8 protein-coding genes are annotated in these 12,760 nt (G+C 51.6%); 4 read left to right on the top strand and 4 right to left on the bottom strand.

Annotated features, from left to right (window positions below):
- A partial coding sequence (locus QZQ08_RS02500) for a hypothetical protein (RefSeq protein ID WP_296327350.1) occupies nt 1–321 on the top strand: 321 nt, incomplete at its 5' end.
- Between the two features lie 85 nt (nt 322–406).
- Complete coding sequence (locus QZQ08_RS02495; protein ID WP_296327347.1) at nt 407–1,495, top strand: PTS transporter subunit IIC; 1,089 nt, start codon at nt 407–409, stop codon at nt 1,493–1,495.
- A gap of 122 nt (nt 1,496–1,617) precedes the next feature.
- Here the strand turns inward: QZQ08_RS02495 and gltA are convergent, their stop codons facing one another.
- From gltA to nifJ, 4 genes are all read right to left on the bottom strand, one after another.
- Entirely contained in the window at nt 1,618–3,009 is a 1,392-nt protein-coding gene (gene gltA, locus QZQ08_RS02490; protein WP_296327344.1) for an NADPH-dependent glutamate synthase, read from the bottom strand.
- The gene (locus QZQ08_RS02485) at nt 3,006–3,863 is read right to left on the bottom strand and encodes a sulfide/dihydroorotate dehydrogenase-like FAD/NAD-binding protein (protein WP_296327342.1); all 858 of its coding nucleotides are present in this window, start codon (nt 3,861–3,863) and stop codon (nt 3,006–3,008) included. Before QZQ08_RS02485 ends, gltA begins: the two co-directional genes overlap by 4 nt.
- A 147-nt stretch (nt 3,864–4,010) precedes the next feature.
- Nucleotides 4,011–5,495, bottom strand: a complete 1,485-nt coding sequence (locus QZQ08_RS02480) for a 4-hydroxyphenylacetate 3-hydroxylase family protein (RefSeq protein WP_296327339.1) — start codon at nt 5,493–5,495, stop codon at nt 4,011–4,013.
- A gap of 81 nt (nt 5,496–5,576) precedes the next feature.
- On the bottom strand, nt 5,577–9,083 hold the full coding sequence (gene nifJ / locus QZQ08_RS02475) for a pyruvate:ferredoxin (flavodoxin) oxidoreductase (protein ID WP_296327336.1): 3,507 nt from the start codon (nt 9,081–9,083) through the stop codon (nt 5,577–5,579).
- Between the two features lie 387 nt (nt 9,084–9,470).
- Here nifJ and QZQ08_RS02470 point away from each other — a divergent pair, with 387 nt between their 5' ends.
- Both QZQ08_RS02470 and QZQ08_RS02465 read left to right on the top strand, forming a co-directional pair.
- Complete coding sequence (locus QZQ08_RS02470) at nt 9,471–10,739, top strand: NAD/NADP-dependent octopine/nopaline dehydrogenase family protein (RefSeq protein WP_296327333.1); 1,269 nt, start codon at nt 9,471–9,473, stop codon at nt 10,737–10,739.
- Nucleotides 10,740–11,155: 416 nt separating this feature from the next.
- A complete protein-coding gene (locus QZQ08_RS02465) occupies nt 11,156–12,745 on the top strand; it encodes a BCCT family transporter (RefSeq protein ID WP_296327328.1) in 1,590 nt (529 codons plus the stop codon).
- Nucleotides 12,746–12,760: the final 15 nt, after the last annotated feature.

Genomic DNA, 12,760 nt, shown 5'->3' with positions numbered 1-12,760 from the left:
CCCTTTATTTTGCAAGGACTATTTTTCCCTACCGAGAAACATTTTACGCTTAGAAGGTTGAGGGGATATTTTTTCGCAACCTGTTCGGCAGCAGGGAGCGTTCCTTCTGCACTGAAAAGAAGCTTCCCCAAAGAAGACCCAGATGAATGGACGCCTGATGACGAAAGAGCGCTTTGCACTGTCAAAAAGAGAAACGCCGGAATGAAAAAAGACAGCAGATGGCTTCCTTTGCCTACAGTAAGGGAAAAAATCAAGCTGGAAAACTACAAGAAGGGAACATCCTTACTTGTGAGATTACTATTGTCTTGTCATGTAAATTGACAGATTATCAACCAAAGCGTATTCTTTTTTTGGCGTCTCTTGTATACAAGAGAAAAGGCGTGTGCGGAACAAAGGAGGAAAATAAATGAAAGTGATTCAGGCATTTTTAAAGAAAAAGAACGTAGAAATCTCAACTGAACGATATCTCATTGACGCCATGGGCGCCATGGCCCAAGGTCTTTTTTGTTCCCTGCTCATAGGGACCATCATCAATGCTATAGGCCTTCTTTTTGATATCAGCGAGTTAAAGACTGTCGTCGCGACCGTAGGCGGCGTCAAGTATACGGTTGGCGGCCTTGCCATGGCCATGAGCGGGCCTGCCATGGCCGTTGCCATTGGCCGCGCGCTGCATTGTCCGCCCTTGGTCCTTTATTCGCTTCTTACTATCGGATTTGCAACCAATGCACTGGGCGGCGCTGGCGGTCCTTTGGCGGTGCTTTTTGTGGCCATTGTCACAAGTGAAATCGGGAAATTGGTCGCTGGGGAAACAAAAGTCGATATCCTTGTAACGCCCCTTGTAACCATTGGTGTCGGTGTCACTCTTGCAGCTTTATGGGCCCCGCCCTTAGGGCAAGTTGCGATGCAGACAGGGGCTGTCATCATGTGGGCTACGGAATTGCAGCCCTTTCTTATGGGCATCCTTGTTTCTGTTTTTGTCGGCATTGCCCTTACCCTGCCTATTTCGTCCGCTGCCATCTGTGCAGCCTTGAGCCTCACTGGTCTTGCTGGCGGCGCGGCTGTGGCGGGCTGCTCGGCCCAGATGATTGGTTTTGCCGTCCAGTCCTATCGGGAAAATGGTGTGGGCGGCTTGCTGTCCCAAGGCCTTGGCACATCCATGCTGCAGATGCCCAACATCGTCCGGAATCCGCGCATCTGGATTGGCCCCATCCTTGCTTCCGCCATAACGGGACCGCTGGCAACCTGTGTCTTTAAGCTGAGGATGGATGGAGCGGCCGTTTCTTCTGGCATGGGGACCTGCGGTCTTGTTGGGCAGATTGGTGTTTTTACTGGATGGATCTCTGATATGGCAGCGGGGACCAAAGCGACGATTACGTCCTTTGACTGGCTGGGGCTTCTTTTTATTTCCTTTATCCTGCCAGCCATCCTGTCGCCCATGATCAATCATGGCTGCTGCCGCCTGGGCTGGGTCAAGAATGGGGATATGAAACTTTGAGTTGATGGTGCCCCATTCCATAAAGGAAAAGGAGGTCCCCTTTTCAGGGACCTCCTTTTTGAATGAAGAAAAATAGCTGCAGAGCACCCTCTGCAGCTGTTTTTCTTATGTGTTCATGATTCTTATTTTTTTAGCATATAGTCTGCCATGGCAGCTGCGGCTTTCTTGCCGGCACCCATGGCGAGGATGACCGTAGCGGCACCGGTTGCGGCATCACCGCCGGCGTAGACGCCAGGAACAGACGTGGCACAGGTGTCGTCGCTTGCAGCAACGGTACCTTTTTTCGTGCGGTCAAGGTTCGGCGTATCATCATAGCTCATGGGGTTTGGACGGGTCCCAATGGCCATAATGACCATATCAACTGGCAGTTCAAATTCGCTGCCCTTGATGGGCACAGGACGGCGTCGCCCCGAGGCATCAGGTTCACCTAGTTCCATCTTCTGGCAGACAAGGGAGGATACGCGGCCTTTTTCATCGGCGCGGATTTCAACCGGACTCGTAAGGAAGTTAAAATGGATCCCTTCTTCCTTGGCGTGATGGATTTCTTCAAGTCGTGCCGGCAGTTCGGCTTCACCGCGGCGATAGACGATATGGACATCGGCCCCCAGACGTTTGGCGCAGCGAGCCGCGTCCATAGCCACGTTGCCGCCGCCGACAATCGCTGCGGACTTACTTTTTAAGACCGGTGTGCTGCTCTTTTCATCATAGGCCTTCATGAGGTTGATACGGGTGAGGTATTCGTTGGCGGAATAGACGCCCACATGGCCTTCACCGGGAATATGCATAAACTGGGGCAGGCCAGCACCGGAAGCAATGAAGACGGATTCAAAGCCATGTTCCTTCATGAGTTCCGTAATGGTGAGAACTTTGCCGATGACCATGTCCGTATCAAATTTGACGCCCAGTTCCTTCAGTTTTTCAACCTGGGAAGCCACGATGGATTTTGGCAGACGGAATTCAGGGATACCGTAGCTCAATACACCGCCAGCTACGTGGAACGCTTCAAAGACAGTCACGTCAAACCCCTTGCGGGCGAGTTCGCCGGCACAGGTAAGACCAGCCGGGCCAGAGCCGATGACTGCGGCTTTATGACCATTTTGGGGATCCACACAGATGATGTCGGCTGCGTGTTCAGCGGCCCAGTCAGCAACAAAACGTTCCAGGCGGCCGATGGCAACCGGTTCATTCTTGATGCCGCGGACGCATTTTCCTTCGCACTGCGTTTCCTGAGGGCAGACGCGGCCCGAGATGCGGGGCAGGGCGTTGGCCGAAGAGATGATGTCAAAGGCCCCGCGGAAATCGCCTTCAGCGACTTTGGCGATGAACTGGGGGATAGGAATCCCGACAGGGCAGCCCGTGACGCACAGCGGCTTTTTGCACTGCAGGCAACGTTTTGCTTCGTTGATGGCTTGTTCTTCCGTATAGCCCAGGGCTACTTCCTTGAAATTATGGTTTCTAACGTCCGGTGCCTGGGTCGGCATGGGCGTCTTTTCAGCTTGCATGTTGATACTCATTTGCGGACCTCCCCTGTGAGATTGCAGATGTGTTCTGCTTCTTCCTCGCGACGCTCTGTTTCGAAGGTCTGGTAGGTGCGGTTGCGTTCGATGGCTTCATCAAAGTCAACCAGATAGCCGTCAAAGTCCGGTCCATCGACGCAGGCAAACTTCGTTTCACCGCCAACGGTGACGCGGCAGCAGCCGCACATGCCCGTTCCATCGATCATAAGGGGGCACATGCTGATCATGCAGGGAATATCATATTTCTTGGCCATGAGGGTTGCAAACTTCATCATGGGAAGGGGCCCAATGGCAAAGATTTGATTGAACTTGACGCCGCTTTGGATGAGTTCTTCAAGTTTATTGGTGACAAAGCCATGGTAGCCGAAGGAACCATCGTCAGTACAGGTGTGAAGATCGGTACAGGCTGCCTTCATTTCATCTTGGAGAATGACGCGTTCTTCATTTCTAAACCCAGCGATGAGATCAACCTGGTTGCCGGCCTCATGAAGACCGCGGGCAACCGGCAGGGCAATGGCGCAGCCAAGACCGCCGCCTAAAACAGCAACACGGCCATAGCCTTCAACAGGGGTCGGTTTGCCAAGGGGACCTGCCATATCGGCCAGGCAGTCGCCTTCATTCAATAGGTCCAGTTCCATCGTGCCTGCACCGGCTTTCTGGAAGATGACCGTAATGAGTCCGTCGTCATGGCTGGAAATGGTGAGAGGAATCCGTTCTGCTTCTTCGTTCGAACGGAGGATGATGAATTGGCCCGGTTTTGCTTTGGCGGCAATCCAGGGAGCATAGACCGAAATCGAGCTCATTTCAGGGTTCAGGACCCTTTTGTGGATGATTTCAAACTTCTTAGGCATGATCTCTCCTTTTGTGACTGTACAGCCTGCAACGGGAAGGCAGGCCCAACCTACAAAGGCGTAGGTGCGGGTCTGCCTTATTTGCGCAGGATCATGTCACGCTTTAAAAATGGATTTAAAACGTATCACGACGCTTATTCTACTATTTTAATCCTTATCGACGATTCCCGCAATGATTTTAGCAAATTCCTTCTTCTGGGCGATGTTTCCCTGGCGTGCAATCATGATGCGCTGGGCCTGCGGAGAACCGGCTCCATGGAGGGATTCCGTGCGGTAGCCGACAGCCGCGCTGCCAAGGCACATGTTCTCGATGAAGCGCATGATGCGCTGCCGTTTTTCCGTCGGGATGTCATCGCGGCCCACAAAGAACTTCCTACAGATTTCTCCGATGGTTTCCCCATTTTTGCCGACAACCATTTCGGACTTGAAGTCCTTTTCGCTTGGCATGGTGACCATGATACCGCCGGCAATGTCTTCAGCAAGACGTACGATTTCATAGGGGAAGCGGGTGACGTTCTGCTTGCAGACGTTGGCAAGCAGCAGGTCAATCTGGTAGTTCCCGGCCTTCGTGGCGCAGCCTTCGCAGGAGCAGGCAAGGCCGCAGCTAAAGAGCGTTTCGTTAAGGTGGGTCATTTCAATGAGTTTATCCTTGATATGGCTTGCCTTTTCAACACCGTTATATTCAGCGGCAAGGGCAGCAGCACCAATGAGGACGTCGCCGACACCGACTTTACAGCCACCGTAGGACTGACGGTGGTAACCCGCAAAACGTTCAACCATCATGCCGGCAAATTCCGTTTCCCCGTTAAGGAAGATCATGTCATTGGGGATGAAGACGTGGTCGAGGACAACGAGGGCTTCCTGACCGCCGAATTTTGCGTTCCCAAGATCGATGTTGGCACCGTCTTCCAGCTTGCGGGTATCGCAGGACTGACGGCCATAGACCATGTACAGGCCTTCGGCGTCGGTCGGGCAGGCAAAGCTGACGGCCCAATCCTTATCGGCTTCCTTCATGGCGATGGTGGGCATGAAGATGTGCCAATGGGAGTTGATGGAACCTGTTTGGTGGACCTTGGCGCCGCAGACGACAATGCCGTCAGGACGGCGTTCCACGACATGGACGAAGACGTCCGGGTCTTTTTGTTCATGAGGCGCCTTGGAACGGTCCCCTTTAGGATCCGTCATGGCGCCGTCTACGGTCAGATCCTTATCCTGGACGTAGATGAGGAACTTCTTGAAGTTTTCGTGGTAATGGGTTCCGTATTTTTCGTCGATTTCATAGGTCGTGGAGTATACGGCGTTGAAGGAGTCCATACCGACGCAGCGCTGGAAGCAGCTGGCCGTTTTCTGACCGAGAAGACGCTGCATCTTGACTTTCTTGATGAGGTCTTCCGGGGACTGGTGCAGATGGGTGAAACGGTTGATGGTATGGCCCGTCAGGTTGCTCGTTGCGGTCATGAGATCCTTATATTTCGGATCCTGGGCCAGGGCATAGGTCATGGCAACGCAGTTGATGGACGGACGAATGATGGGATGGTCGACCCAGTTGTCGATTTTTTCCCCAAACATATAGACTCGAGTCTTCAGTTTGCGTAGGCTTTCAATGTATTCACTGGCAGTCATGAGTGTCATGATGGATTTTCCTCCTTTAGAAAAAGGGGGCCCGCCGCCAAGAAGGTGGCAGGCCTATAAGAAAGTTATGGAATCGGCTTGTTAGCGGCCCGCAAGGATTTCGTAGCGGGCAAGACGTTTCTTGGCATCGGCTTCAGCTTTTTCATAGAAGGCTTCTGCTTTATCCGGGAAGGCGAGGTTTAGGGAAGCATAGCGGTTCTGGCCCATGAGGAAGGCACGGAAATCTCCTTTCGGTGCTTTCGAATCGAGGGTGAAGGGATTTTCTTCCGTTCCGACTTTTTCCGGATTGTAGCGGTAGAGCTGCCAGTAACCAGCTTCGACGGCTTTCTTTTCTTCGGCTTGGCTGAGCCCCATGCCGCACTTCATGCCATGTTCAATGCAAGGGCAGTAGCAGATGACGATGGAAGGACCGTTATAGGCTTCGGCTTCGCGGATGGCTTTGAGGGTCTGGTTCGGGTCGGCGCCCATGGCCACTTGGGCAACATAGACGTAGCCATAGCTCATGGCCATCATGCCCAGGTCCTTCTTCGCCGTCGGTTTACCACCGGCAGAGAATTTAGCGACCGCACCGGCACCGGTTGCCTTGGAGGACTGACCGCCCGTGTTGGAGTAGACTTCCGTATCAAGGACAAGAATATTGATGTCTTTGCCGGAAGCAAGGACGTGGTCCAAGCCGCCGTAACCGATATCGTAGGCCCAGCCGTCACCGCCAAAGGCCCAGACGCTCTTTTTAGCGACAAATTCCTTGTTTTCGCGGATCATGACGGCTTCCGGTTCGGTGACGCCTTCAAGTGCAGCGAGAAGATCGTCGCTGACCTTGCGGGACCGTTCCTTGCTGTCCGCATCCTTAAGGTAGGCTTCGCAGGCTTTTGTGGCAACACCCTTATCAAGGAGTGCCTTGACGGCATCTTTTAGTTCGTTGCGGATGGAATCCTGGCCGAGGAGATAGCCATAAGCATATTCGGCGTTGTCTTCGAAAAGGGACATGGCCCAGCTTGGTCCAAATCCTCTCTTATCCGTGCAGTATGGGGAGCTCGGCGTGGAGCCGCCGTAAGCAGAAGAACAGCCCGAAGCGTTCGTGATGTACATGTGATCACCAAACAGCTGGGTTACAAGCTTGATGTACGGCGTTTCGCCGCAGCCAGCGCAGGCTCCGGAGAATTCGAAATAAGGTTTGGCAAATTGGGAAGCCTTGATGGATTTATCGCTGACAGCATCTTTCTTGATGGAAACGGTATCGACCGCATAATCCCACAGCGGAGCCTGAGGCAGCTGGGTTTCAAGCGGCTTCATGACGAGAGCCTTTTCTTTGGCTGGGCAGACATTGACGCAGCTCCCGCATCCCGTGCAGTCAAGCGGAGAGACCTGCATGCGATATTCGTAGGCTGCAAGGGCTGGACCGATGGCTTTCTTTGTTGCAAAACCGGCAGGAGCAGCGGCCAGTTCCTTTGCATCAACGAGGATCGGACGAATGGCTGCGTGCGGGCAGACGAGGGCGCACTGGTTGCACTGGATGCAGTTTGCTGTCTGCCATTCAGGTACTTCCACGGCAGCTCCGCGTTTTTCGTACTTCGTTGTGCCAGCAGGCCAGGTCCCATCTTCAAGACCGTACTTGGTCATGGTCGAAACGGGGAGAACTTCACCCTCCTGACGGTTCATGACGTTGACGACTTCCTTGATGAAGGCCGGGGCTTTGTCTTGTTTGGGAGCATCCTGGGCATCTTTCCAGCTTTCGGGAATGGTGACGCTGTGGAGCTCGTTGATGCCGTGATCGATGGAGGCATAGTTCTTATCGACAACAGCCTGGCCCTTCTTGATGAAGTAGGTCTTATAGATGGCTTCCTTCATGGCCTTGACGGCTTCTTCCACAGGAATGATGCCGAGGAGCTTAAAGAAAGCAGCTTGAAGGATCGTATTGGTGCGGTTGCCAAGGCCGATGGAACGAGCAATGGCCGTTGCGTTGATGGTATAGAACTTAGCTTTTTTGGTATAAAGGGCGCGCTTCATGGAAGCAGGCAGGTGCCGGTCAAGGTCTTCATCGCTCCAGGCGCAGTTCAGAAGGAATGTGCCGCCTTCTTTGAGGTTCTTCACCATATCGTATTTTGTCACGTAGCTCGGTGTATGGCAGGCAACAAAATCTGCGGCCTGGATGAGGTACGGGCTGCGGATGGGGTTTTTGCCAAAACGCAGGTGACTCTGAGTAAGACCGCCCGATTTCTTGGAGTCATAGACGAAGTAGGCTTGGCAGTAGAGGTCCGTCGTGTGGCCAATGATCTTGATGGAGTTTTTATTGGCACCGACCGTCCCGTCAGAACCCATGCCCCAGAATTCAGCGCTCATCTGACCTTCCGGTGCCGTGTGGATGGCCTCGGCTTTGGGCAGGCTCGTATTCGTCACATCATCGACGATACCAATGGTGAAGTCATTTTTTGGTGTGTCAAGGGCAAGATTCTTATAGACGGCAAGCATCTGATCCGGCGTCGTGTCCTTGGAAGAAAGACCATAACGGCCGCCGACGATGGTGACATCGGCACCGCTTGCCTTGTAGAGGCTGCTGACATCTTGGTAGAGCGGTTCGCCCATGGCGCCTGGTTCTTTCGTGCGGTCCAAAACAGCAATCTTCTTGACCGTTTTCGGCATGGCTGCAAGGAAGCGGTCTGCTGCGAAGGGACGATAGAGGTGGACAACGAGGAGACCGACCTTTTCGCCTTTGGCCGTGAGAAAATCAACCGTTTCCTTGGCCGTTTCCGCACCGGAACCCATGATAACAATGACCCGTTCCGCGTCAGGAGCACCATAGTAATTAAAGATACGGTAATCACGTCCTGTCAGTTTGTTGATGACATCCATGTAGTGTTCAACAGCATCCGGAATGGCGGCAAAGCGCGTGTTGCAGGCTTCGCGGCACTGAAAAAAGATATCCGGGTTGACGGTGCAGCCGCGGGTGGCTGGATGTTCCGGATTGAGGGCGTTTTTGCGGAAGGCCTTGATGGCATCGTAATCAACGTAAGGTCTCAGGTCTTCGTAATCGAGGGCGTCAATCTTTTGGATTTCGTGACTCGTACGGAAGCCATCGAAGAAGTGCAGGAAAGGCATCCGGCAGTGGATGGCTGCTAAATGTGCTACAGCACCGAGGTCCATGACTTCTTGTGGGCTCGTTGAAGCCAGCATGGAAAAGCCCGTATTGCGTACGGCCATGACATCGGAATGGTCTCCAAAGATGGAGAGGGCATGCGCGCTCAGGGTACGGGCCGATACGTGGAAGACGCCAGGGAGCATTTCACCGGCAATCTTGTACATATTCGGGATCATGAGGAGCAGCCCCTGGGAAGCCGTGTAGGTTGTCGTCAGGGCGCCGGACTGCAGGGAACCGTGAACGGTACCGGAAGCACCGCCTTCGGACTGCATTTCAACAACGTGGACAGGCTGACCGAAGAGGTTCTTTTTACCGTTGGCCGCCCATTCATCGACATGTTCCGCCATCGGGGATGACGGGGTGATGGGGTAGATCCCAGCCACTTCGGTGAAGGCGTAGGAAATATAGGCCGCAGCCTGGTTCCCATCCATGATTTCGATTTTTTTGGTCATGATACATCCTCCCTTGATAATGGATTTCATAGCGAAAGCGAAAGCCGCTTTCGGAAAAGTCCACCTTTGTATCTTGTTACTTCATTTATATCCGTTTTGTCCTTTTTATGCTTTGCACCCCATCACATATTTTTTGCACTTTTTCACCCTCTCTTCAAAGAAAGAAAATCCCAAAAAATTGCCAGATCCTTTCACCGTCTTATATTGAATACTTTTTGAAAAGGAGAGGACCCTTTTTGCGATACCTGAAAATTGGCAAATAAATTGCGTGTTTCCGCAAAGAGTGCAAAAGAGAAGTTCACTATAATTAAGGCAACAAAAGGCAAGGAAGACAAATCCAAGCCAATGGACCGGAGAGCCGGTACCAAATAAAGGAGGAACGAACAAATGGATATGAGCTATTTGAAAGACATGCCAATTGCTGTACTGGGTGGCGGTGCTGTCGGCAAGACGATGGCTGCTGACTGTGCCCTTGCAGGAAAGGAAGTCCGCATCTGGGATCAGCCGAGATTCGCTAAAACGAATTTCCTGAACATTGAAAAGACGGGCATTATCCTTTCGGGCAACCAGTTCAGCTTCTTTGGCTACACTCGCAAAGGAACGGCCAAAGTTGCCCTTGCAACCGATGACATGGCAAAAGCTGTCAAGGGCGCTGGCATCATCATCGTGGCAACTGTTGCTATCGCTCACGAAGGCATCTTCCGTGAATTGATTCCTCTTCTCGAAGATGGCCAAGTCATCCACATCCTGCCGGATAACTGCGGTACCCTCGTATTCCGCAAACTGATGCGCGAACTGAAATGCACTAAGAAAGTCATCGTTGGCTCTTGGTACACCGCTCCTTATGGTATCCGTGTTGTGAAACGCGGCGGCGTTACGACCAACGAATGCAAGGTTGAAGACCGCATCACCACGATTCGCGGCTGCGCCCTGCCGACCAAAGATAATGAAGCTTTCATGGCTTCTGCTTACTACATTCCTGCTTTTGGTGCCATCATCGACGCAGAAGGCGAAGTCACCATCTCCAAGAAGGGAGAGGAATTCCACCACGGATTTGTAACAGGCAACACTGTCATGGACATCAACCTGTCCAACGTCAACCCTGTTATCCACGTTCCTGGTACAGTTCTTGCTGTTTCCACCATGCAGAACTTTGACACCGTCTTGGGTCAGGAAAAGAAGAACTACTCTCTCTATGGGTTCGGTGCCTGCCCGGCCATTGCTGAAGTCCAGGCTGCCTTCTGGGAAGAAGAAAAAGCCCTTGCCAAGGCCATGAGCATCGACCTTTGCACCGTAAACTATGAAGACTTCTTCTCCCGTACCACCATGTATGGGAAGGAATACATGGGTCCTGACTTCGCTGTACCGTATGAAGAAAAATATGAAAACTTCTTCGGCGATGGTCCGTTCGACCTGGAAAACCGGTACATCACGGAAGACGTTCCGGTTGGCTGCTTCCTTATGAGCCAGCTCGGCAAGAAATACAATGTACCGACCCCGATCATCGACTCCATGATCCTTCTTGCCAGCACCATGCTGAAACGCGATTTGGCAGCCGGCAGCAAGTACACGCTGGATTACCTCGACATCGGCCATATGACGGATGCTCAGCTCCAGAAGTACCTGCGCGAAGGTGAATTCACGCCGAAAGCATAATCCATGACTGCAGGGCACCCTTTGGGCTGCCACTAGCGCGTTGCAAAAATGGGGAGGGCTTTTAACGGAAAGGTTCTCCCTATTTTTTAGTAAGAATTCATTCAAGTGTTTTTGAAAAGAATATGGCATCGTTTGTCTATAGTTATAATTAACAGAAAATTTTTAAAATAGTCTTACTGTAATGCTGTTCTTTAAATCATGCCAAAACGTACTTTTCTTTCCCGGTACTCATTCCTGAGTGATAAAACACTTGAATAAGTTTATTGTTCCCTGTATCCTGACAACTGAATCGGACTACGCTAAGACGAATCAAGCGTTTTGGTATTAGGAAAGGATGAAAGTTATGGTAAAAATGAATTGTGTCCGGAAAACTACCCCCCCCCCCCCCCCGAAAAACTAAGCTGAGAACACCTGTCATGGCGGTGACGGTCTCTTTGTTCATTGCCATGCTGATTGCCATCGTCGTCAATGCGGAAGGGTTCTATCATGTCCTCAACGAGCTTGTCATGAAGAACCTCATGTGGGGAACAGGCTGGGTATCAAGCATTGCCAGCTTGTTCATGGTCATCCTCTGTATCTATATCATGTGCTCCAAAATGGGAGATATTAAATTAGGCGGACCGAATGCAACACCAAAGTTCACCTATATGCAGTGGTTTGGCATTTCCCTCTGCACGGGAATTGGCGCCGGTGTCGTTTTCTGGGGTGCTGCAGAACCGTTGCTCTTTACGATGGAACCGTCTCCTAGTACGGGGATTGCACCCGGTTCCAATGCCGCTGTTTTGTGGAGTATGGTGCGCTGCTTCATGCACTGGGGCTTTACCCCTTATGCGGGCTGCGTCATCTTTGGGGTTATCTTGTCCTATGTCATCCTAAACATGGGAGGCACATTTAAAACAAGTTCCTGTTTGGTTCCTCTTTTTGGTAAAAAAGTGGCTACGTCGAAGTGGGCCACTGCTTTTGATGCCATTTCCGCGTTCTCCTTGACAGGAGCTGTTGCTGGTGGCTTAGGCTATGGCGCCATGCAGCTTTCAACGGCAGTTAATGCTTTTGCAGGAATCAAACCGTCTCCAATTATCTATGCGGGAATCATTTTTGTCATGTTTCTTTGCTACAACGCATCAGCCATCAGTGGGTTGAAACGGGGCATTACCTTTCTTTCAAACCGCAATGTCCAAGCCTTCTTCCTGTTGCTCCTGTTCGTCTTTTTAGCGGGTCCTACTGCTTATATTTGCAACCTTTTCACGGAATCCATGGGTTCCTATCTAACTGAATTTTTTGCCAACAGCCTGAATACGGCGCCTTATCCCAATAGTGGGATGTGGCCTCAGAACTGGGATATGTACTGGTGGGTCGATTGGTTTGCCTATACGCCGCTTCTAGGCCTTTTTATGGTTCGTGTTGCTTATGGAAGAACCCTTCGCGAGTTCATCGTTATTGAATGGCTCTTGCCCGCCCTTTTTGGGATTGTTTGGTTTGCTGTTTTTGGCGGCACGATTCTTCATGCTCAGCTTTTCAATGGATTTGATTTCTACAGTATCTATAAGGCCCAAGGGGCTGAAGCATTGACTCTTGCCATGTTTGATGTGCTCCCCGTGGGTATCATTGCTAAAGTCATCATGCTTGTGATCATTACGGTATCTCTTGTTACGCAGTGTGACTCCATGACCGTTACCCTGGCCAGTATGTCCATGCATGGTGCCGATGAAAATACGGAAGCTCCAATTTATTTGAAACTTTTCTGGGGCATTGTCTTTGCTGTTATCGCTGTTGTCTTTGTCATCCTCGGTGGAATCGATGGCGTCAAGACCATCAAATCTTTCTGCGGGATTCCGCTCACTTTTATTTGCCTGTTCATTACCATTGGCTTCCTTCGCTACATGGGCAAGCGGCCTCGCACCATTTCTGGTGACTATGAATACGAGGACGAGATTAAAGATGCCCCGGATAGCGGGGAACCTGTTGAGAAAAAAGATCATGGTATTCTAGGAAAACTCGGCTGGTAACAAGGGAAAGAAGCG

The sequence above is a fragment of the uncultured Acidaminococcus sp. genome, from assembly GCA_900538365.1.
Lineage (GTDB): Bacteria > Bacillota > Negativicutes > Acidaminococcales > Acidaminococcaceae > Acidaminococcus.
This window is presented reverse-complemented; position numbering and strand designations above follow the sequence as displayed.

What these genes read in the sequence shown, in the direction of transcription:
- nifJ (WP_296327336.1), bottom strand. Translation starts at nt 9,083, where the DNA reads ATGACCAAAAAAATCGAAATCATGGATGGGAACCAGGCTGCGGCCTAT.
- gltA (WP_296327344.1), bottom strand. Translation starts at nt 3,009, where the DNA reads ATGAGTATCAACATGCAAGCTGAAAAGACGCCCATGCCGACCCAGGCA.
- QZQ08_RS02495 (WP_296327347.1), top strand. Translation starts at nt 407, where the DNA reads ATGAAAGTGATTCAGGCATTTTTAAAGAAAAAGAACGTAGAAATCTCA.
- QZQ08_RS02465 (WP_296327328.1), top strand. Translation starts at nt 11,156, where the DNA reads ATGGCGGTGACGGTCTCTTTGTTCATTGCCATGCTGATTGCCATCGTC.
- QZQ08_RS02480 (WP_296327339.1), bottom strand. Translation starts at nt 5,495, where the DNA reads ATGACACTCATGACTGCCAGTGAATACATTGAAAGCCTACGCAAACTG.
- QZQ08_RS02485 (WP_296327342.1), bottom strand. Translation starts at nt 3,863, where the DNA reads ATGCCTAAGAAGTTTGAAATCATCCACAAAAGGGTCCTGAACCCTGAA.
- QZQ08_RS02470 (WP_296327333.1), top strand. Translation starts at nt 9,471, where the DNA reads ATGGATATGAGCTATTTGAAAGACATGCCAATTGCTGTACTGGGTGGC.